Below are 20,936 nucleotides of genomic sequence, written 5' to 3' on the forward strand. Positions count from 1 at the left end.
ATGTTCCCGGCCGCCGCCTCATGCCGCGCACTTCGCACCCGGCGGGGCGGGCGGGGTGGTGACGACGCCGTGCGCGACGTCCACGAGGTAGTCGCGATCCGGGCCGTCGACCGGTTCCGCACCGAGCAGCAGGCGCTCGACGACGCAGCCGCCTTCGAAGAAGGCCGGGCCGACGCTGTGGTCGCCCGGGACCACGCGCCCGTTCAGGTCGCGCCCGGTGACGACGGTGTACATCGAAGTGGGCTTGCCCGCGGCGACGAGCCCGGCGCGCATCTCGACGCTCGTGGCGTAGGGCACCACGTCGTCGGCGGTGCCGTGGACGAGGAACGCGCGCCGCACGTCCATCCGGGCGGCCAGCAGTGCGGGCGAGCGTTCGACGTAGGCGAGCGGACAGGTCGCGGGCGGGCAACCACCCGCGTCGCGCTCGATCTGCGCGGGCAGCGCCGGATCGACGGCCACCGCGCCCAGCCACATCGTGAAATCGTCGGCGGGACCGTAGTTGTCGACCCAGTAGTCGAACATCCCGCGCGGACCGTGCGCCACCGCGAGACCACTGGTGATGCCGCCCTGGCTCCAGCCCCACAGCACCGTGCGCGTGATCGAGCGGTGGCTCTGCCGGTACCACTCGGTCGCGGCGACGATGTCGCGCCAGCCCGCCCACAGATTCCACTCGCCGGTGCGCCATACGCTGTCCGCGGAACGCAGATCCATCGACAGGATCGGAGTAGCGGTGCGGCGCGCGATCGAGTCGAGATAGCCGGCGAAATCCGCCGACGACCCGTCGTGCCCGTGCACCGCGACCACCAGAGCCTGCGCCGCCACATCGCCCTCGGCGCACCGGTAGGGCTCGTACACCCACCCGGTCGCCTCCTCCCCGTCCACGGTCACCGCCACCGGGTGGACAGCCACACCCCCGGCGCACACCTGATCCGCCGAAACCCGCGGCGCCGCAGAGGTTGTCATCACGAGCGCACCGACCAGCGCGCAGCACAGCACGAGTATCGGAGAGGCCTGGCGCATCCTCGGATGATGCCACGCCGTCGACGTGTCCCCGCGCAGACGCATCACGACGAGCAGCCCGCCCGCGGCCGCCGCGACACCCACCACACGGCAGTCATCCCCGCGCTCAGCCCGTAGGCGGCGCCGAGAAACCAGTAGGCAGCGGCCGAACCGGCGGACTGATCCCGATTTTTTGGGGGCAGGACCCGGCGTCCGCGCGCTGTTACGGTCCGGGTACTCATTTCGAGTCCGGACGGCACGGGTCCGCGCGTTCGGACGTCTTCTCATGGAGTCAGCCATGACCATCGCACCTCGCCGCATTCCCGACGCGACCCTGATCAGCACGCTGGCGGAGACCGCCGCGACGTGGCGAGGCCAGCTGCTCGTGAAACGGAACGAGTTGCGGGGCGGAACTTTTCGAGACGCGGCGGTTGCCCTGTGCGCGTGGATCGCGGTGACCGACGGCCCTGCCGCGGGCGGCGACCGCGCCACCGTCGCCGAGTTCCTCACGGCCGACCCGGTTCTGCGGAATTTCCCGGTCGACGACCTGCGTGCGCTGTTCGAGGACAACTGCAATCGGCTGGCGAACAATCCGGTCCTCGGCTGCGCGCACGTGCTACGGCAGATCGCCAAAGCGGCGGACAAGCCCGCCGAAGCGGACGCGGTGGTCCGGATCGGCATCCTGATCGGCAGCGGGGCCGGCGCCTGTGGCCCGGAGGCGATCGATGCCCTCCACGACGCTTGCCGGACCTTGCGGCTGGCTCCGGAGCACTTCGGCCTCTGAATCCGCCGAACGCTACGATTCGCCTATGCGTTCGATTGATGCCGCCGAGCGGCGCGCTCGGCTGGCGGTGCGGCACCGGCTCGCGACGCCCGAACGGTCCGGGCTGGTCGACGAGATCGCCCGTTCGCTGGTCGCCCTGCACGCGACCGATCCGGCGACCGTCTTCCTCTCGGTCGCGGCGCGTGGCAAGGGCCTCACGCCCGCGGATGTCGAACGGGCGCTCTATGAGGATCGTTCGCTGCTGCGGATGCTGGCCATGCGCCGCACCATGTTCGTGGCGCCGGTGGACCTGGTGCCGATTCTCCAGGCCTCGTGCGCGGACGCCTTGGCGCACAAGCAGCGGCGCACCTACGGCAAGTACCTGGCGCAGGCCGGTATCGGGGACGGTGACACGGCGGGCTGGTGGACCGAGGTCGAAGCCGAGACGCACAAAGCGTTGCTCGCCCGCGGCGCGGCCACCGGCGCGCAGCTGAGCAAGGACGTCCCCCGGTTGCGCACCCAGGTGAACACCGCGCCGGACAAGGCGTATTCGAAGCCGACGAACATCACCACCTGGGTGCTGGTGGCTCTGGGCTGCGAGGGCCGCATCGTGCGCGGGCGGCCGAACGGCAGCTGGGCCAGCAGTCGATACACCTGGGCGCCGATCGAGTCGTGGTTGCCCGGCGGCGTCCCGTCCGTCCCCGCCACCGAGGCTCGCGTAGAGCTGGTCCGCCGCTGGTTGCGCGCCTTCGGTCCCGCACCCGTGTCGGACGTCAAGTGGTGGACCGGATGGACTCTGGGCGAGGTTCGCGCGGCGCTCGGCGCGCTCGAGCTGGTCGAGGTCGACCTGGACGGCGTGACCGGTGTACTCCTGGCCGACGACGTGGAACCGGTCGCCGCGCCGGAACCCTGGGCGGCGCTGCTGCCGGCCCTGGATCCGACGCCGATGGGCTGGCAGGCGCGGGAGTGGTATCTCGGCCCCCACGCACCGAGCCTGTTCGATCGCAACGGGAACGTCGGCCCCACCGTGTGGTGGGACGGACGGATCGTCGGCGGCTGGGCACAGCGCAAGGACGGCGAGATCGTCTACCGCCTCCTCGAAGACGTGGGAGCCGACGCCGACGCGCTGATCGCCGCGCAAGCGCAGCGCGTCGCCGAATGGTTCGGCGAGCTGCGCACCATTCCCCGGTTCCGGACACCACTGGAACGCGAGCTCACCGCCTGACCGACCGGAGACCCGACCCGCACCGGGTAGTTTGAGCCGCATGGAGATTCGCGGATTCGCCGAGAGCGACCGGGCCGCCCTGCGCGCTTTGTTCGTGCGCGCGGGTGCGGGTTCGCCGACCGAGTCGCTGTGGGGGCATCCGGAATCCGAGGCGGCCGTCTATCTGGAGCCGTACATGGATCTGGAACCGGCGTCGCTGTTCGTCGCGGAGCACGAGGGCGAGCTGGTCGGGTATCTGACCGGCTGCGTGGGCAGCGCGGGGTTTCCCAGCGAGAGCGAGCGCATCGATCAGGCCATCCGCCGCTATCGCCTGGTGTTCCGCCGTGAGCCCGCCGGGTTCTTCGCACGCAGCATCGCCGATGTCGCGGGTGCGGCGATCCGCCGGGCTCCGACGGCGGGAGATTTCCGCGACGAGCGCTGGCCCAGCCATCTGCACATCAATGTCGCGCCGGAGGCCAGGGGCACCGGCGCGGCCGACCGGCTGATGGTCCGCTGGCTCGAGCGCCTCACCGAAACCGGTTCGCCCGGCTGCCATTTGCAGACGCTGGTGGAAAACGTCCGTGCCGTCCGGTTCTTCGAGCGCATGGGATTCACCGCCCACGGCACCGAGCCCCTGGTCCCCGGCCTGCGCTATCGCGGAGCACGAGTGCACCAGCGCACGATGGTGCGCGACAGCTGACGGGCACGCGACGGCGATCCCGGAGTCGACCGCGTGCCACTACTCCCAGCGGCGGAAGTACACCGACTTGTGCGGTCGACCGGGCTGTCGAGCCCGCCGCAGCCACTTCACCGTCACGGGTTCCGGGAAAGCAAACGCGCCCGCAAGCGACTCCCCGGTGCGGTCATTGCTCGAGGGGCCGAGGTCAGCTCGCACCTCGACCGCGTGTTTCGAGCTCCGGGCTCGAGACCGGCCGAACTCGAAGTCACGGTCCCTGCTGCCGGTGACGGTCCCGCGACCGCACGGCCGAGCCGGTGTGCTGAGGATTCCGCTACATGTCCAGCCCGAGGTCGAGCACACGGACCGAGTGGGTGAGGGCGCCCACGGCGAGGTAGTCGACGCCGGTGCGGGCGTAGTCGGCGGCGACCTCGAGGCTCAGGCCGCCGGAGGACTCCAGTTTCGTTCGCGGAGACGCGGCGTTGCGGCGCTGCACGGCCGCCTGGGTCTGCCAGAGCGGGAAGTTGTCCAGCAGGACGAGTTCCACGTCCTCGGCGAGCACGACGTCGAGCTGTTCGAGACTGTCGACTTCGACCTCGCAGGGGATGTCGGGGGCGGCGGCGCGCACCGCGCGCAGCGCCTCGACCACCGATCCCGCGGCGACCACGTGGTTGTCCTTGATCAGGGCGGCGTCACCGAGACCCATGCGGTGGTTGACACCGCCGCCGACGCGCACGGCGTACTTCTGCAGCGCGCGCAGGCCGGGCAGCGTCTTGCGGCTGTCCCGGATGCGGCAGGAGGTGCCCGCGACGGCGTCCACCCATGCGGCCGTCGCCGTCGCGATGCCGGACAGATGGCATACCAGGTTGAGCATGGTGCGCTCGGCGGTGAGCAGCCCGCGAGTCGGCGCGATCAGGGTCAGCACGGACTGTCCCGGCGAGACCCGGGTACCGTCGGCGACGCGATCGGTGATCTCGTAGTCGCCCGCGCCGATCACCTCGTCGAGCACGAGCAACCCGGCGTCGAGCCCGGCCACGGTCCCCGGCTCCCGCGACACCACCGACGCCTTGATGACCGCGTCCGCGGGCACGGTCGCTGTCGTCGTGACGTCCGGGCCGTAGCGCAGGTCCTCGGACAGCGCGGCGCGGATGATCCGCAGCACCTCGTCGCGATCCAGGGCGGCATCCAGGGCCATCGAAGTTCCTCTCTCGCCGAGCGGGGCCGGTGGACGGCTCGGCGGCTGTCGTCAGGGGATGGGCGCGTACTCGGGTACGCCGTCGTTGTTCAGCCGGATCGGGAGGCCGTGACGGAGTTCGGGAACGGCGTCCGGGTGGTCGGACCGGGTGTGACAGCCGCGGCTCTCGGTGCGGGCGAGCGCGGCCAGCAGCAGCGTGCGGGCGGCGAGGGTGAGCGCGGCGTCCTCGATCCCGGCGATCGGGTGGGTGAGGGTGGTGTTCGTGTCGCGCCGGGTGACCACGTCATCGAGCCGCTTGAGCGCTTCGGCCAGACCGGCGCGGTCGCGGACCACCGAGGCGTGCGTGGTCATCAGACCCTGCACCACCTCACGGGCGGCGTAATCGGCGGTGCGAGCGGGTAGCTCGCGCACCCCGGCCCGCTCGCCGAGCCGTTCGGCGGCGGCGGCCCCGGCGCGCTCACCGACCACCAGTCCCTCGAGCAAGCTGTTGGAGGCCAACCGGTTCGCCCCGTGCAGACCTGTGCGCGCGACCTCACCGGCCGCGTACAGACCGGGCACTCCGGTGCGGCCGTGGGTGTCGGTGACGACTCCCCCGCACTGATAGTGCGCGGCGGGCGCGACCGGGATCAGGTCCGTGCGCGGATCGATGCCCGCGGCCAGGCACGAGGCGGTGATCGTCGGAAACCGTCGACCGAAGCCGTCGATCGACCGCGCATCGAGGTAGACGTGCTCGGCGCCGATCGCCCGCATGCGGGCGGCGATGGCACGGGAGACCACGTCGCGGGGGGCGAGGTCGCCGCGCGGATGCACCCCCGCGGTCACCGGATCGCCTTCGGTGTCGACGAGCGTCCCGCCTTCGCCGCGCACCGCTTCGCTGATCAGCGGCCTGCGCCCCATCCCTCCCGGGGTGTAGAGCACGGTCGGATGGAACTGCACGAACTCGAGATCGGCGACGGTCGCGCCGGCCCGCAGCCCGAGCGCGACGCCGTCGGCGGTGGCGCCGGGCGGATTGGTGCTCAGCGCGTACAACTGTCCGAGCCCGCCGGTGGCCAGCAGCACAGCGGGGGCGTGCACGACACCGAAGCCCTTGTCCGACACCGCGACCACGCCCCGCACACCGTTCGGGCCGGTGACGATCTCGGCGACCGCGGCGCCGAACAGCACCGGCAGACCGGCCTCGTTCAGCGCCCGCTGCACCTCCGCGCCCGTGGCGTCGCCACCGGCGTGGATGATCCGGCGGGTGCTGTGCCCGCCCTCGCGGGTCCGCGAGATCTGGCCGTCGCGGCCGAGGTCGAACACCGCGCCCAAATCGGTCAGCGCGGCCACCGCGGCCTGCCCGCCCGCGACGATGGAGCGCACGGCGTCCACGTCGCACAGGCCCGCGCCCGCCTCCACCGTGTCGTGCACGTGCGACTCGACCGAATCCCCGTGCGGCGCCACCACGGCGATGCCGCCCTGGGCGTACTGGGTGGAGGTGTCGGTCGGCCCGCCTTTGCTGAGCGTGAGCACCCGCAGGCCACGCAGTGACGCGGTGCGCGCCGCGGTCAGTCCCGCGACGCCGCCGCCGATCACCACCAGATCGGCCTCGGCCTCCCAGTCACCCACCGCCGCACGGGTAGCGGTCGGGCTCATTCACCGCCGCCGGGATTGCCGATAGCGATCATCCGCTGCACCGAATTGCGGCCCAGCGCGGCGGTTTCCGGATCGACATGGACTTCGTCGCGACCTTCCACCAGGCAGCGCAGCAGCGCCGCCGGGGTGATCATCTTCATGTACTTGCACGAGGCCCGGTCGTTCACCGCCTGGAAGTCGATGCCGGGAGCGGCCTTGCGCAGCTGGTGCAGCATGCCGACCTCGGTGGCCACCAGCACCTGATTCGACTTCGCCGCCTTGGCCGCGTCGATCATGCCGCCGGTGGACAGGATGTGCACCCGCTCGGCCGGGAACGCGCCCTCCCCCGCCAGGTACAGCGCCGAGGTGGCGCAGCCGCATTCGGGGTGCACGAACAGCTCCGCGTCGGGATGGGTGCGGGCCTGCTCGGTCAGCTCCTCGCCGTTGATGCCCGCGTGCACGTGGCATTCACCCGCCCAGATGTGCATGTTCGCGCGGCCGGTGACCCGCTTGACGTGCGCGCCGAGGAACTGGTCCGGCAAGAACAGCACCTCACGGTCCGGGTCGATCGAGGCGACTACGTCGACCGCGTTGGACGAGGTGCAGCAGATGTCGGTGAGCGCCTTCACCTCGGCCGTGGTGTTCACGTAGGAGACGACCACCGCGTTCGGGTGCTCGGCTTTCCACGCGCGCAGTTCGTCGGCCGTGATGGAGTCGGCGAGCGAACATCCGGCGCGCTGATCCGGGATGAGCACGGTCTTCGCCGGGCTGAGAATCTTGGCGGTCTCGGCCATGAAGTGCACGCCGCAGAACACGATGGTGTCCTCGGGCGCCTCGGCCGCGATCCGCGACAGCGCCAGCGAATCGCCGACGTGGTCGGCCACGTCCTGGATCGCGGGCAACTGGTAGTTGTGCGCCAGGATCGTCGCGTTGCGCTCCCGCGCCAGCCGCTTGACTTCCCGCGCCCACTCCGGCGATGCCTCGACACCCGCGAACCCGGACGGCCCGTCGAACACCTGCCCCATCAGCGGGGGCGCCAGTTTCGCACCCGTCGTCGCCATGGATGGCTCCCTTCCTCGTGCGGTCGGCTACCCGCCGATTCGCACCAAACCAGGTTTTCGACTTACAATCGAAAACGTGGCCCATAGTAGCACCATCCACGAATCGCTCACCGCGGTGTTCCAGGTTCGCCGCTTCCCGAAGAACGTCACCGCAGGTCACAGCGCAGCGGAGCGCGCGGAAGAGTTGACGCGGCGGTGCCCGCCCGATCAGCGGACCGAACTGGCGGTGTTGCTGTGGGAACGCGCTCTCGACCCGCAGAAGGGCACCTGGTCACTGCCGGGCGGCAGGCTCGGTGACGACGAGGACCTCGACACCTCCGCGCGCCGCCAGCTCGCCGAGAAGGTCGACGTGCGCGAGCTGAGCCACCTGGAACAGCTCTCGGTGTTCAGCGCCCCCGACCGGGTGCCGAGCCCGCGGCGCATCGCCTCGGCCTACCTCGGACTGGTGCCGCTGACCGCCGATCCCCAGCTGCCCCCGGACACCGCGTGGCACCCGGTCGCGGCACTGCCGGACATGTCCTTCGATCACCGCACGGTGGTCGACCACGCCCGCACCCGGCTGGCGGCGAAACTGTCCTACACGAATATCGCCTTCGCCCTCGCACCGGACCGGTTCACCATGTCCACCTTGCGCGAAATCTACTGCGCCGCATTGGGATACGACGTGGACACCACGAACCTCCAGCGAGTTCTCTCCCGCCGCAGAGTGATCACGCCCACCGGCGCCACCGCCGCGCCCGGCCGCGCGGGCGGCCGCCCCGCCGCGGTCTACCGCTTCACCGGCTCCGGCCTGCGCGTGACGGACGAATTCGCCGCCCTCCGTCCGCCCGGCCCCTCCTGAGCTGCTGCCTTCGCCAGCGCAGCTCGACCCCTGTAGACAAGACCCGTCCGCGCCTGCTCTCGAAGCACAAGTGCGCACGCGGCTTTCGGCAAGCGTCGAAGTAGGCGCCGAGGACATCGGCTTCACCGCCGATGGGCGTCGGCGACCAGGAACTGAGCAGCGTGATGAGGCCGCGATTACTGGTCGGTGGTTTTGCGGTGCTTGTCCCTGCGGCGGTACTGCCGCTTGCTGGGTATCGGACGCGCGGCGTTGCTGCGCCGCAAGGCGTCTCGGCGGCGCCATGCCGCCAGATCGGCGCGCTCGCTCGCCGCGGGAGGCGCGTCGGCCATCGCATGAGGTGCGGGATTCACGGCCGGTCCCCCTTTCGCGTATCCGGCTACTCCGGTTCACACCGTATCGCCGCGCGGGTTCGGCCTCCACCGATTTTCACCGTGGGCGGGCCGGCGAGCGTGTCGGCGAAGAGCTCACCGCATCCTTCGGCCACGCCCAGCGCCGTCGCGATAGGGCCCTCAGCCCTACCGTTGGCTCGGGAGATCCAGTTCGGCCACCTTGACCAGGCCCGTCTCTTGCCGAGCGGTCTCCAGCGTGAACCGGGCGCGGCGGCCCCGGACGTCGAGGGAGGCGATCGAATTACCGAAGTGCGGGCCGCTGATCTTGCGCCAGCGGACCGGATCGGGTGAGAGCCCACGCCGATCCGCGAGCCACCGCAGCGCCGACGCGATCGGCGCCGCCCACGACAGCGCGAACGCGGGCTGGAACATCTTCGGTGGCTCGTTGTGCACCGGCGAACACACCAATTGCAGCACTTGTGATTTCGTCGGCTCCGCGTAACCGGCGACGGCGACGTAGCTGTGGTGCACGTCCCCGGAAAGCACGCAGATCGTGCTCGGCGACTCCGGGGCGGTACCCAGCCGGTGGATCAGCCGCGCCAGCCGTTCGAACGACGCGCGGAACGCGGGCCAATGCTCCAGATCCGCTGCCTGCCTGACCTTTTCGCCCAGTCTTCCGCGCCATCCCGGCAGGTCCGCCGCCCGCTCGTTGAGCGATTGGAAGTGGCTCAGCGCGTGCGGCATCAGCCACGGCAGGGACGATCCGATCAGCAGGTGGTCGACGTCGCCCGCGGCGTTCTCCTCGATCCAGTCGAATTCCTCGGACCCGACGATGAGGCGCTGACCGTCGAGGATCCGGCCACCGCGGGTGTCGATCACCAGCAGCCGGACGCGGCCGAAGTCACGGCGGTAACTCCACCGGGTGGGCTTACGACCGTCGACCTCCTTGTCGGCCTGCTCGGCGAAATTCTCCAGCAGACCTTGCACGTCGTCGCCCGCCTCGGTGACCTCGCGGTAGAGGGTGTTGCGCGCCAGTTCGTCCGGGCCGAGGTTGCCGATGTGCTGATACACCCAGTAGGACGCGAGTCCGGCGCGGATGCGCTGGTTCCACCACGGCTTGCGCGCCATCTGTTCGCGCCAGGTACGCGAGGTGTTCCAGTCGTCGCGTACGTCGTGGTCGTCGAAGATCATCGACGTCGGCACGGTCGACATCAGCCAGCGGATCTCCGGGTCCGCCCACGACTCGTGGTAGAGCTCGGCGTACTCGCGGAAGGACACCACCTCGCCCTGCGGCTCCTGCCCGCCGCGCCGCCGTGCCAGCCACTCCTTCATCCGCGGGGTCGGCTCGTCGGCGTAGACCTGGTCACCGAGCAACAGCAGGGCATCCGGCCATTCCTCCTCCGGCAGTCCCGTCATCCGCGCGGCGTACGCGTCCAGCGCGTCCGCTCCGAGCTTGTCCGCCTCGAGCACCCCCGGCGTGGCCTTGGCCGCCCGGCACGACCCGAACAAGATCTTCTCGACGGGCCGCGTACGGATGCGGCACGGCGGAAACTCCGATTCCGGCTCCGGCCAGACCGGCACACCGTCGAGCCGCACCTGGTAGGGCACCGACTGGCCTGGTTCCAGCCCGTCGATCACGACCAGCGCGAAGTGCTGCTCCCCCACATGGAACGTGCGGGCGCGCCGTCCCAGAACGTCCACTTCGCACGCAGCATCGGTTTCCACCCAGACGGTCGCCGAAGTCGCGTCGACATGCCGCAACACCGGCCCCAATACCAATTCCGCCATAACAACCGACGTTACGTCCACATGCGCGCTCCGGCATGATTACCGACTCGGCGCGATGAACACGGGCTTCCGGCGTGCGGTGATGCCGGCGGCAGCCTGGTGACGCTGCTGGGACCGCGGGTTCGCCCATGGTGTCGGTTAGCTCACAAACCGCCGCTGGGGTATCGGGAAATGCCGATCCATGGCAGGGTGGATCCGTGAGATCAGGCTTATCGATGTGATTCGCTTGGCTCATCTACAGAAAAGATTGAAGTAAAGCAATGGCTCAAGGCAGTGTGAAGTGGTTTAACAGCGAAAAGGGCTTCGGCTTCATCGCGCAAGACGGCGGCGGCGCCGACGTGTTCGTTCATTACTCCGCCGTGTCCGGCTCGGGATTCAAGTCCCTGGAAGAAGGACAGCGCGTGGAGTTCGAGATCGGCCAAGGTCAGAAGGGCCCCCAGGCCCAGGACGTTCGCGCGATCTGATCGACGTAGCCAGGTGAAAGCCCCGCACCCACAGGGTGCGGGGCTTTTGCGTATACGCCAGTCGATGATCGACGGCACATGGTCGCGGCAACGCGCGAGAAGGGTCCTCCACCATGTGCGTCGATCATGAGGGGTCATGGAGGAAAGCGATGATCGCGGTGAGGTCGGGGCGGTAGCCGGAGGTCGTGTCGACCTCGAGTGACGGCGCGTCGAGGGCGATGCGTTGGAACGCGACAGGCGTCGGTGGCGGGTGGTCGGGATCGAAATGGGCGCGGCGGAGTGGATCGGCTCGGCGGCGCTGGTGGATTCGCGCGGTCGTCAGAGCCGGATCGGTCACGCAGTGGACGACGCGCAGCCGTGCGTGGGCTTGCAACGGTGTGAGGCCCGGACGCCACAGCCGGTCCTGGAAGGCGGCTTCGGCAACCACGGTGACGCCGGCCCGCACGAGGAGCTCCAGCGTCTGGAAGAACACCGGCAGAGTGCGCAGGTTCAGTTCATCCGAGCGGTCCGGGGCGTAGTTCCCCGTCGCATGCACCATTCCCTCTTTGATCTCGTCCCGGCAGATGGCAGGGCAGCCGATCGACCGGGCAAGGGCGTGTGCGAGCGTCGTCTTGCCGGACCCGGGTGGGCCGCTGACGACGACGAGGGTGGGGAGCGTATCCGGTTCGTCGACCATTCCCGCACCGTAGTACCACTCGAATTGCCAGGCTCCCGCGCTCTCGGCACGAGTGCGACATCGCGCCGTCGCATACGAAGTCTGCGACGACCCCTCGTTCAGGCGGACTTCATCTCCGGGCCGGGCGGCGGCGCTTCGGTCCGCTGCGCCACGCGCGCTCCTGCCCAGAAGACCAGCTCCACCAGCCAGAACAGCAGGAGGAACACGGTTACCACGGTTACGGGGACGGCGAGGAAGAGCACCGATGGGACGGCGACGACGACGAAGCGGGCGAAGTCGGCCGTGGTCGCGCCGCTCAACCGGTGGACCGCGCGCACGGCCGCCCACATCATCCAGCGGCGCGGCAGCGAGACGCCGAGCTCGTGCAGGCTGCGGCGGAAGACGCCGTCGGCGTCGGCCACGCTCACCGCGGTCGAGTTGAGCAGATAGTCGTGCAGGATCGCGGCGCGGGTGTAGACGCCGTAGCGCGGTATCAGCCAGACGAGAGCGCGCGGCACCGAGGCGAAGTCGGTGCGGAAACCTGCGGGGATCACGAATTCCTCGGTCGCGCCGCGATAGACGAGCAGTTCGGTCACCCGCCAGAATCCGGCATCGAGTTCTTCGACGATCGGCCCGCCACCGACAAAGGTCACGTCCTGTTCCTTCCGCGCACTACCCCACCCCACGGTGGTTCGGCAAAGCCTCCCGGCGGCGGTGACGTGCCGGACGACGCGTCAGTACCGCGGGTGGGATTCGGGCACCGAATACCCTTCCCTGGCAGGCTCGTAGCCACGATAAGGGAGCTCTACCCCGCTCGCAGCTTCACCGTAGGGAGTCAGAGTGCCTCGGGTGTCGAAGGTGTCCACCCGGTCCCGGGCGGTGCGGCGGCCGCTGCCGAGATCCTCCGAAACACTGAGGGCGGCAAGAAACAGCATGGCGAACGACGCGATCAGCGGCTGCACGATCAGCGCGAGCGCACTGCCCAATTCGATCGGCAAGGCGACGATCTGTCCGACCGGCGGGTCGTTGGGCCGCGGATGCAGCCAGGCGGCGACCTGCTCGCCTACGCCCGCCATCACCACCGCGCCCACAGCGGAGCCGATCAGCAGGCCGAGTTGCAGCAATGGTCCGCGCGCCGAGCGCCACCGCCACGCGGCCAGCGCCGAGAGCAGTCCCAGCACCGCCCCCGCGAGCAGGAACATCGCCAGCGCGTCGAACTGATGCGCGCTCTCACCGGTCAACGCGACCCCGCGCCCCGGCTCGACCACCAGCAGCCGCTCGGTCGGCGCCGACACGCCCCATCCGGCGCCGGCGATCGCGCTGACGATCACCACGGAGACGGCGACCAGCGCCGCCGAGCGCACCTCGCTCCCGGCCGACGCCACTAGCGGCGTTCCAGTTCGGCCGAGTCGATGACGCCGTGCCGCGAGCACCTGGCCCACCAGCCGTCCGGGCTGACCTGCACGATCATGCGGCGCCCGCACTGCTCGCAGAACCGCGGCGGCTCCAAGCCCAGCGCGGCGGCGGCCGGGATCGCGTCGTCGAGACCCGGCACGATTCGCTTGCCGGTGAACGGGTTGTAGCGCTCGTCCATGTCCATGACAGTACTCATGCTCGCCTGCCTGTTCGTCGCAGCCGAGCCGGTCAGAGCGTTTCGTTGAGCGCTTTGATCGGCATCTTCAGCTCGCCGAGCAGATCCAGGTCCTGTTCGGCCGGACGGCCCAGGGTGGTCAGGTAGTTGCCGACGATGACGGCGTTGATGCCGCCCAGGATGCCCTGCTTGGCGCCGAGATCGCCCAAGGTGATCTCGCGGCCACCCGCGAAACGCAACATGGTGCGCGGCAGCGCGAGCCGGAACGCGGCGACGGCGCGCAACGCGTCGGACGCGGGCAGCACCTCGAGGTCGCCGAAGGGTGTGCCCGGCCGGGGATTGAGGAAGTTCAACGGCACCTCGTCGGGCTCGAGCTCGGCCAGGTTCGCGGCGAATTCGGCGCGCTGCTCCAAGGTTTCGCCCATGCCGAGGATGCCGCCGCAGCAGACCTCCATGCCCGCTTCGCGGACCATGCGCAGGGTGTCCCAGCGCTCCTCCCAGGTGTGCGTGGTGACCACGTTCGGGAAGTAGGAGCGGGAGGTCTCCAGGTTGTGGTTGTAGCGGTGCACGCCCATGGCGGCCAGTTGGTCGACCTGCTCCTGGGTGAGCATGCCCAGCGAGCAGGCCACCTGGATGTCGACCTCGTTGCGGATCGCCTCGACGCCCGCGGCGACCTGGGCCATCAGGCGCTCGTCCGGACCGCGCACGGCGGCCACGATGCAGAATTCGGTGGCCCCGGTCTTCGCGGTCTGCTTGGCGGCCTCGACCAGGCTCGGGATGTCCAGCCATGCGGCGCGCACCGGGGACTGGAACAAGCCCGACTGCGAGCAGAAGTGACAGTCCTCGGGACAGCCGCCGGTCTTGAGGCTGATGATGCCCTCCACCTCCACCTCGGGGCCGCACCACTTCATGCGCACCTCGTGGGCCAAGGCGAGCAACTCCTCGAGCCGGTCGTCACCCAGGCGTAGCACCTCCAGCGTCTGCTCCTGATCGAGCCCCTCGCCGCGCTCGAGCACCTGCTCGCGGGCGATCGACAGGATCTCGGTGTCTACGGGTGCCTGGGTCACAGCACGAATCCCTTCGTCCGGCCGAGGTGGCCGTGCAACTTGAACGGTGTTCAGGCTAGGGTAGCGGTAGGAGTGAGTCAAAGCACGACGAGAGGGCATCGAGTGCAACTGCACCGGGCGGACGTGGTCGACGGCGCCATCGCGATCCTGGACCGATACGGCCTGGCCGACCTCACCATGCGCCGGTTGGCCGGTTCCCTCCAGGTCCAGCCGGGCGCGTTGTATTGGCATTTCCCCAACAAGCAGGCGCTGCTCGGCGCGGTCGCGGACAAGATCCTCGCGCCCATGGAGGACCCGATCGAGGCCGGGGAATGGTCCGGGCAGATCACCGAATTGGCTCACCGGCTGCGGAACTGCCTGCTGGCCTATCGCGACGGGGCCGAATTGGTTTCGGCGACATACGCTTCCCGGCTCACCACGAGCAAGGGGCGGGAACGTCTGGCGAGCGCGGCGATTCGCGCGGGCATGCCGCGCGAGGAGGCCGAACTCGCGGCGTTCACACTGCTCTACTACGTTCTCGGCGAGACCGTCGACGAGCAGTCGCGGATGCAGATGGACTCGGTGGGCGCCCTGCCCGACGACGCGTCGCCACTGGAGGAGACCCCGGACGCCACAGCCCGTTTCGACTTCGGTCTGCAATTGTTCGTCGCGGGTGTGCGCCACCTGCTCGGCACCCGGGTCCGCTGACCTGCTAGCCACCTGCCGGACACCGGGCTCCCAGCGACGAGGGATTCGGTCGGGGTTCCGCGCTCGGTGACGTGCGGAACCGTTGGCTGTGCATCGGTCTCGCCGTTCGGTCCCCGGCCGATGAGCGAGCGGTCCGGCACGATCGGTGCGACGCTGGATGGCCGCTCGACCGACGGGCATCTCCCGGCTTCGGGCCGCGACTCGGGCTCACCTCGTCCCTTCATGCGACCGCGGTGACGGCCGGACCGCACGGGGAAACCAGAGGTGCATCGTGTACGCGCCCGCAGCGGCGGCGAGCGCGAGCGCGACGGCCGCCGCACCGAGCACGGTGACGGCGCTGATCGCGCCCACCGCCACCGGTCCCGCGAACATGCCGATGTCGTGGGTCAGCCGCCAGGCTCCGAGGAATTCCGCGCGCTGCCCGTCGGGTGCGACGTCGGCGCCGACCGTCATGATCAGCCCGTTGCTCATTCCGTTGGCGAGCCCGAGCAGCACGGCGGCGCAGCCGAGGCCGAGCACCGTCGAGGTGAACGGCAGCGCACCGAAACCGGCGGCGAACAGGATCATCGACGGCACGCCGGTGGCGCGCCTGCCGTAGCGATCCAGCCAGACCCCCGCCGGATAGGACAGCAGCACGTCCACCGCTCCCGCCAGGCCGAAGATCAGACTGGTGGTCGAAGCGCTCAACCCGATGTGCGCCGCCCACAGCGGCAGCAGCGCCAGCCGCGACGCCCGTGCCGCGCCGACCAGCAACGCGGCCGAGCCGAGCGTGCCGAGGGTTCTGCGGTGCTCGACCACGATCGCTCCCAGCGAAGCCCGCGCGCCTGTCTCGCCCGGCCCGTCGGGTGACCGGATCGCCGCCATGGCCGCGCCGGAGATCACCGTGGTCGCCAATTGCAACCACAGCGCGCCGTTCGGGCCGAGGGAGTGCACCACGGCCGCACCGAGGAACGGTCCGCAGAAGAACCCCAGCCGCATCGAACCGGCCAGCGTCGACATCGCGCGCCCGAGGTCGCCCACGGGCACCACGGCCACGAGGTAGGTCTGGCGAGCCAGGCCCCACACCGCGCCCGCCGCGCCGCCCAGCAGCATTCCCAGGGCGAGCATTCCCACGTTGGGCGCGAAGATCGCCGCGAGCACGCCGACGCCCCCGATCACCGACCCCACCGCCATCGCGCCGCGTTCCCCGAACCTGGCGACGACCCTTCCCGCGGGCAGATCGGTGAGCACCATCCCCAACCCGGACAGCGCGACGATGACCCCGGCCAGTCCGGCCGACGCGCCCAGGTCCAGCGCGCGCAGCGCGTACATCGGCGCCGCCGCGCCGGACCCGATGCCGTACACCACCATCGGAACGAACACGGTCCAGGTCAGCGACCGCAATCGCACCGGGTTCGCGACCGCACCGACCACGACGGACCGCTCGTTCATCGCCGAGTCACCGTACGGCCAGAGCATCCCCGAGTCCGTGAGGCCACCCGCCGCGCACTGCTCCAACCGGTCACCCGCCGCCCGAACCCGCTGCTCGCGGCGTTCGATCCGGGCCGCCGCCCCCACGATTCGGCGGGAGCCCGCAGGACCGCGCGGCAACTCCGCACACTGGATTCGGTCATCCGCGCGACGCGAGCAGCGAATCCAGCCGATGACGCAATCCGGTCGCGCACCCGATCGCGACCGACGACTGTGCGCTCGTTGCCCGTCACCCACGCCACCGCGCGAGCACTCTCCGACCACACACCCACGGCGGGCGAGCGGCCCCGGGTGTGACCGATAATCGACCGCTGGTTCGGGCCGGGCCGCGCGCCGCGCGAATCGGCGAGAACCCGCAGGGCCGTCAGTGAGCGGGGCACGGCACCGACCGGCTCCCGACCGGCCGCGCGAGTCCGGTCCATGGCGGGCACCGGCGTGGTGGGACGTCGGACAGCTCGGTGCGCCCGCGCCCCGGCGGGACAGTCGGTTTCGCCGGTGCCGCTCACCGGGTCAGCGCGGGCTGCCGGGCGAAACGGCTCTCGGGACGGGGCAGGCCGAAGTGGTCACGCAGGGTGGTGCCGGTGTACTCGGTGCGGAACAGTCCGCGCTGCTGCAAGATCGGCACGACCGTTTCGGCGAAGACCTCCAGTCCACCCGGGTAGTACGGCGGCATCACGTTGAAACCGTCGGCGGCGCCGCCGCGGAACCATTCCTCGATGGTGTCGGCGACCTGCTCGGGGGTTCCGGCGAACACCCGGTGACCGCGCGCACCGGCGAGGCGGTGCAGCAGGCCACGGACAGTCGGCCGTTCCCGCTGCACGATCCCCGCCACGACTTGCAACCGGCTCTGGCCGTTATCGGTGACATCGCCCGCGGCGTCGAACAAATCGGCCGGAATCGGCTCGTCCAGCGCCAGGTGCCGCAGGCTGATCCCGACGATGCCCTCGAGCTGTGCCAACCCGTACTCCGGCACGGTGAGCTCGTTGAACTCCTGTTCCAATTTCTTGGCCGCCGCCTCGGTGTCGGCGATGAACGGGCTGATCCCGGGCAGGATCTTGACGTGCTCGGGGTCGCGGCCGAAGCTGCGGGCCCGCTGTTTGATGTCGGCGTAGAACGCCTGCGCGTCGCTGAGGCGCTGATGCGCGGTGAAGATCGCCTCGGCGTACTTGCCCGCGAACGCCCGGCCGTCGTTCGACGCGCCCGCCTGCACCAGCACCGGGAAGCCCTGCGGCGTGCGCGGCGCGTTGAACGGCCCACGCACCCGCAGGTATTCGCCCTCGAAGTCGACCCGGTGGATCTTCTCCGGGTCGGCGTACACGCCGGAGGCCTGGTCCCCGACGATGGCGTCGTCCTCCCAGCTGTCCCACAGCGCGGTCACGGCGTCGACGAACTCCCGCGCCCGCGCGTACCGTTCGGCGTGGTCGGGATGCTTGTCCAAACCGAAGTTCGCCGCGGCGAGATCGGTTCCGGTGGTGACGATGTTCCAGCCCGCGCGGCCGCCGGAGATGTGGTCCAGCGTGGAGAACAGCCTGGCGAGGTTGTAGGGCTCGTAGTACGTGGTCGACGCGGTGGCGATGAGGCCGAGGTGCGTCGTCGCCGTGGCGATGGCGGTGAGCAGGGTGATCGGCTCGAGGCCGGAGGCCGCGTTGTGCCGTACGTTGGTGCGCAGCGCTGGACCGTCGGCGAAGAACACCGCGTCCAGCTTCGCCGCTTCGGCGGTGCGTCCGATCTCTTGGTAGTAGGCGACGTCGTAGATCCGGTCGGGACTGCTCCACGGATGCCGCCAGGCGGCCTCGTGGTGACCGGAGGGATAGATGAAGGCGTTGAGACTGAGTTGGCGCGGTGCGGTCATGAGGCTTTCTTCTCGTCGGTATGCGTGTCCGCGACGTCGACACCCAGGCTGGCCAGCAGCAGGGATCGGTGCCGCAGGAAGGCGGGATCGCCGTGGCGGCGCGGGCGTTCCAGGTCGATGCGCTGGTCCACCGCGAGGTGCCCGTCATCGAGCACCAGCACGCGGTCGGCGAGCAGCACCGCCTCGTCCACATCGTGGGTGACCAGCAGGACGGCGGGGCGATGCCGGGCGCACAGGTCCTGCAACAGCGCGTGCATCTTGATCCTGGTCAGCGCGTCCAGCGCCCGAACGGTTCGTCCGCCAACAGCAGCTCCGGCTCGCGCACCAGCGAACGCGCCAGGGCGACGCGCTGTTGCTCACCGCCGGAAAGTTCCTTGGGCCATGCTTTCTCGCGGCCCGCGAGGCCGACCTCCGCCAGCGCCGCGCGACCGCGACCGGCCACGTCCGCGCCACCGAGGCCGAGGGTCACGTTCTCCAGCACGCGCGCCCAGGGCAGCAACCGGGAGTCCTGGAACACCACCGAGCGCTCGGTGGGCACACTCAGCTCACCGGATCCGGGTACGTCGTAATCCAATTCGGCCAGCGCCCGCAGCAGCGTGCTCTTGCCCGAACCACTGCGGCCCAGCAGCGCGACGAACTCGCCGCGGGCGATATCGATGTCGAGGTCGCGCAGCACGACCCGGTCGCCGAAGCCACGGCGCAGCCGCCGGGCGCGGACGACGTTCAGTCCCCGAGTGTCTGTCGCCATGACAGCGCCTTCCTTTCCACGGCGCGCACCAGGATGTCGCCGAACAGGCCCAGCAGGCCGTAGATCACCAGGCCGACCACGATGATGTCGATCTGGCCGTAGGTGCGGGCCTGGGTCATGAGGTATCCGATGCCGCTGGTGGCGTTGACCTGTTCCACCACGACCAGCGCCAGCCACGAGATGGTGACCCCGAGCCGCAGACCGGTGAAGAATCCGGGCAGCGATCCCGGCAGCGCGATCCGGCGGACGAACCCCCACCGCGACAGATCCACAGTCTGGGCGAGTTCCACATACCTGGCGTCGACGCTGCGCAGATGCGCGTGCGTATTCAAGTAGATCGGGACAGCCACGCTGGTGGTGATCACCAGCAGCTTCATTTCCTCGCCGATGCCGAACCACACGATGAACAGCGGGATCAGCGCGAGCGTCGGAATGGCGCGTTTGATCTGAATAGGGCCGTCCACCAGCGCTTCACCGAGCCGGCTCAGCCCGGCCAGCAGCGCGAGCACCACACCGATCGCGACACCGATCCCGAGCCCGATGGCGGCGCGCTGCACCGAGGTGAGCAGGTTGCTCTGCAGTCGGCCGTCGGCGAGCAGGTCACCGGCGGTCTGCGCGACCGTCCACGGTGCGGGCAAGGTTTCCGGATCCAGTGCGCCGGAGGCGGATCCGGCGACCCACGCGGCGATCAGCAACGTCGGTCCCAACGCGATACCGAACGGGATCGGGCGGCCCGGTCCCAGGCGCGGCCTGCTCGGTTTGCGTTTCGCCAGGACCGGTTCCGCGTCGGGGCGACCGAGGCCGATGCGGCGCAGCACGGTGGCGTCGAGGGTGGCCATCAACGCGCCTTCGGTTCGAACGACGCGCCGCTCTCGGTGACCGCCTGGGTGATCGCGGCGTCGAAGCGCAGGTCGAAGCCGTCGGCCGCCCGCACCTTCTTGGGCAGCTCACCCGCCTCGGCGATGGCGTCGATGGTGGATTGCTGACGGTCGATCAGTCGCTGGTCCAGGTGTGGGAAGACGTAGACGCCAAGCGATTGCACGATCCGTTCGGCGTCCTCGGCGCTGACCTTCTGGTTCTCCACGTAGTAGCGGCGCGCCCACTCCTGCGGATGGGTGTTGGCCCACTGGTAGGCCCGCACGAAGGCGCCGACCAGGGCGCGGGTGGCGGCCGCCTCGGCCGGGTCCTGCACGACGGCCCGACGGGCGTAGAGGTAGGCGAGGCCGCTGTAGACGCCCGCGGTCTCGGAGTCCGGTACGAGAGAGGTGCCCGGCGTGCGCAGCAACCGGGTGACGTTCGGTTCGATCAGCGGCGCGACGTCGACCTGGCCGGTGCGCACGGCATCGAGGAACTCGGCCAGTTGCAGCCGGACCAGCTGCACGTCGGAGGTGGTGAGTCCGGCTCTGTCGAGGGCGCGCAGCACGGCGGCCTGCTGGGCGGTGCCCTCGGCGTAGGCGATCTTCTTGCCCTTCAGGTCCGCCAGCCGCGTTACCGACTTGCCCGGCGCCACCGCCAGTTTCAAAGCGGTGGTGCTGGTCTGGTAGGACGCGACGATCGGAACGTCCTGCCCCGCCACCAGGGCGTGGATCGGCGGGACGTCGCCGACCTGCGCTACGTCGGCGGCGCCCGCGCGGAACGCCTCCAGGATGGCGGGGCCGCCGACGAAGTTGGCGAACTCCACCTCGAAGGGGAGCTTGTCGAGTTCACCGGACAGGCGCAGGACCGATTGCAGGCGCTCTTGCTGGTCGGCGATCACGAGGGTGGTCCCGGGGGGAACCTCGGTCGGCAGTGGCCCGTCGGCTGTGGGACCGACCGGCTTGTCGTCGTTCGCGCAGCCGGTGAGTCCGAGAGTCGCAACGGTTGCCACGGCGAGCAATGCGGCGGTCGTGCGGCCGCGGAGGCCGGACCGGAACGTGCTGGGTCGGAACATAGGCG

Annotated in this window: 21 protein-coding genes and 1 pseudogene; 6 read left to right on the forward strand and 16 right to left on the reverse strand. The window is 70.1% G+C overall.

Going from position 1 to position 20,936, the window contains the following annotated elements:
- Positions 1-18: 18 nt before the first annotated feature.
- The gene (locus M8859_RS24685) at positions 19-1,107 is read right to left on the reverse strand and encodes an alpha/beta hydrolase family protein (RefSeq protein ID WP_249644879.1); all 1,089 of its coding nucleotides are present in this window, start codon (positions 1,105-1,107) and stop codon (positions 19-21) included.
- Between the two features lie 190 nt (positions 1,108-1,297).
- On the opposite strand from M8859_RS24685, the gene M8859_RS24690 reads away from it, so the two are divergent.
- From M8859_RS24690 to M8859_RS24700, 3 genes are read left to right on the forward strand one after another with little or no spacing between them, the layout of a single operon-like run.
- A complete protein-coding gene (locus M8859_RS24690) occupies positions 1,298-1,783 on the forward strand; it encodes a tellurite resistance TerB family protein (protein WP_195071686.1) in 486 nt (161 codons plus the stop codon).
- A gap of 25 nt (positions 1,784-1,808) precedes the next feature.
- Positions 1,809-2,987: a winged helix DNA-binding domain-containing protein gene (locus M8859_RS24695; RefSeq protein WP_195071687.1), complete on the forward strand. Its 1,179-nt coding sequence runs from the start codon at positions 1,809-1,811 to the stop codon at positions 2,985-2,987.
- 40 nt (positions 2,988-3,027) lie between these two features.
- On the forward strand, positions 3,028-3,666 hold the full coding sequence (locus M8859_RS24700; RefSeq protein ID WP_195139884.1) for a GNAT family N-acetyltransferase: 639 nt from the start codon (positions 3,028-3,030) through the stop codon (positions 3,664-3,666).
- Positions 3,667-3,976: 310 nt separating this feature from the next.
- Here M8859_RS24700 and nadC read toward each other — a convergent pair whose 3' ends face one another.
- From nadC to nadA, 3 genes are read right to left on the reverse strand one after another with little or no spacing between them, the layout of a single operon-like run.
- On the reverse strand, positions 3,977-4,837 hold the full coding sequence (gene nadC, locus M8859_RS24705) for a carboxylating nicotinate-nucleotide diphosphorylase (RefSeq protein WP_249644880.1): 861 nt from the start codon (positions 4,835-4,837) through the stop codon (positions 3,977-3,979).
- A gap of 51 nt (positions 4,838-4,888) precedes the next feature.
- Positions 4,889-6,469: an L-aspartate oxidase gene (locus M8859_RS24710; protein ID WP_159923757.1), complete on the reverse strand. Its 1,581-nt coding sequence runs from the start codon at positions 6,467-6,469 to the stop codon at positions 4,889-4,891.
- Positions 6,466-7,509, reverse strand: a complete 1,044-nt coding sequence (gene nadA, locus M8859_RS24715) for a quinolinate synthase NadA (RefSeq protein ID WP_159923755.1) — start codon at positions 7,507-7,509, stop codon at positions 6,466-6,468. Before nadA ends, M8859_RS24710 begins: the two co-directional genes overlap by 4 nt.
- Before the next feature lie 76 nt (positions 7,510-7,585).
- Here nadA and M8859_RS24720 point away from each other — a divergent pair, with 76 nt between their 5' ends.
- Positions 7,586-8,350 carry an NUDIX hydrolase gene (locus M8859_RS24720; RefSeq protein WP_159923753.1) on the forward strand — a complete coding sequence of 255 codons (765 nt, stop codon included), beginning with the start codon at positions 7,586-7,588 and terminating at the stop codon, positions 8,348-8,350.
- A gap of 176 nt (positions 8,351-8,526) precedes the next feature.
- Here M8859_RS24720 and M8859_RS24725 read toward each other — a convergent pair whose 3' ends face one another.
- Both M8859_RS24725 and M8859_RS24730 read right to left on the reverse strand, forming a co-directional pair.
- Entirely contained in the window at positions 8,527-8,700 is a 174-nt protein-coding gene (locus M8859_RS24725) for a hypothetical protein (RefSeq protein WP_195071717.1), read from the reverse strand.
- A 165-nt stretch (positions 8,701-8,865) separates the two neighbouring features.
- Positions 8,866-10,467: an alkaline phosphatase D family protein gene (locus tag M8859_RS24730; protein ID WP_195071690.1), complete on the reverse strand. Its 1,602-nt coding sequence runs from the start codon at positions 10,465-10,467 to the stop codon at positions 8,866-8,868.
- Between the two features lie 260 nt (positions 10,468-10,727).
- Between M8859_RS24730 and M8859_RS24735 the strand changes: the two genes are divergently transcribed.
- Entirely contained in the window at positions 10,728-10,931 is a 204-nt protein-coding gene (locus tag M8859_RS24735; protein WP_040741190.1) for a cold-shock protein, read from the forward strand.
- A gap of 124 nt (positions 10,932-11,055) precedes the next feature.
- Here the strand turns inward: M8859_RS24735 and M8859_RS24740 are convergent, their stop codons facing one another.
- From M8859_RS24740 to bioB, 5 genes are all read right to left on the reverse strand, one after another.
- Positions 11,056-11,607 carry a P-loop nucleotide/nucleoside kinase family protein gene (locus tag M8859_RS24740; RefSeq protein WP_249644881.1) on the reverse strand — a complete coding sequence of 184 codons (552 nt, stop codon included), beginning with the start codon at positions 11,605-11,607 and terminating at the stop codon, positions 11,056-11,058.
- Between the two features lie 98 nt (positions 11,608-11,705).
- Positions 11,706-12,239, reverse strand: a complete 534-nt coding sequence (locus M8859_RS24745) for a DUF1353 domain-containing protein (RefSeq protein WP_249644882.1) — start codon at positions 12,237-12,239, stop codon at positions 11,706-11,708.
- An 81-nt stretch (positions 12,240-12,320) separates the two neighbouring features.
- Positions 12,321-12,971 carry a DUF2567 domain-containing protein gene (locus M8859_RS24750; protein WP_195071691.1) on the reverse strand — a complete coding sequence of 217 codons (651 nt, stop codon included), beginning with the start codon at positions 12,969-12,971 and terminating at the stop codon, positions 12,321-12,323.
- Positions 12,971-13,198, reverse strand: coding sequence for a biotin synthase auxiliary protein BsaP (gene bsaP / locus M8859_RS24755; protein WP_159923741.1), 228 nt, complete (start codon positions 13,196-13,198; stop codon positions 12,971-12,973). Before bsaP ends, M8859_RS24750 begins: the two co-directional genes overlap by 1 nt.
- A gap of 32 nt (positions 13,199-13,230) precedes the next feature.
- Positions 13,231-14,244 (reverse strand): biotin synthase BioB, encoded by a 1,014-nt coding sequence (gene bioB, locus M8859_RS24760; protein WP_159923739.1) that lies wholly within the window; start codon positions 14,242-14,244, stop codon positions 13,231-13,233.
- Between the two features lie 102 nt (positions 14,245-14,346).
- Between bioB and M8859_RS24765 the strand changes: the two genes are divergently transcribed.
- Positions 14,347-14,931, forward strand: coding sequence for a TetR/AcrR family transcriptional regulator C-terminal domain-containing protein (locus M8859_RS24765; RefSeq protein WP_159923737.1), 585 nt, complete (start codon positions 14,347-14,349; stop codon positions 14,929-14,931).
- A 207-nt stretch (positions 14,932-15,138) separates the two neighbouring features.
- On the opposite strand, the gene M8859_RS24770 is transcribed toward M8859_RS24765, so the two are convergent.
- The 5 genes and pseudogenes from M8859_RS24770 to M8859_RS24790 all read right to left on the reverse strand — a co-directional run bounded on the left by M8859_RS24770 (position 15,139) and on the right by M8859_RS24790 (position 20,931).
- Positions 15,139-16,521, reverse strand: a complete 1,383-nt coding sequence (locus tag M8859_RS24770) for an MFS transporter (RefSeq protein WP_249644883.1) — start codon at positions 16,519-16,521, stop codon at positions 15,139-15,141.
- 382 nt (positions 16,522-16,903) lie between these two features.
- The gene (locus tag M8859_RS24775) at positions 16,904-18,253 is read right to left on the reverse strand and encodes an LLM class flavin-dependent oxidoreductase (protein ID WP_223517149.1); all 1,350 of its coding nucleotides are present in this window, start codon (positions 18,251-18,253) and stop codon (positions 16,904-16,906) included.
- A pseudogene (locus M8859_RS24780) lies at positions 18,250-19,001 on the reverse strand (ABC transporter ATP-binding protein). The gene M8859_RS24775 and the pseudogene M8859_RS24780 overlap by 4 nt, the downstream one beginning before the upstream one ends.
- Positions 18,977-19,840, reverse strand: a complete 864-nt coding sequence (locus M8859_RS24785) for an ABC transporter permease (RefSeq protein WP_195139888.1) — start codon at positions 19,838-19,840, stop codon at positions 18,977-18,979. Before M8859_RS24785 ends, M8859_RS24780 begins: the two are co-directional and overlap by 25 nt.
- Positions 19,840-20,931, reverse strand: coding sequence for an ABC transporter substrate-binding protein (locus M8859_RS24790; RefSeq protein WP_159923729.1), 1,092 nt, complete (start codon positions 20,929-20,931; stop codon positions 19,840-19,842). Before M8859_RS24790 ends, M8859_RS24785 begins: the two co-directional genes overlap by 1 nt.
- Between the last annotated feature and the right edge of the window lie 5 nt (positions 20,932-20,936).

The organism is Nocardia sputi (assembly GCF_023501985.1).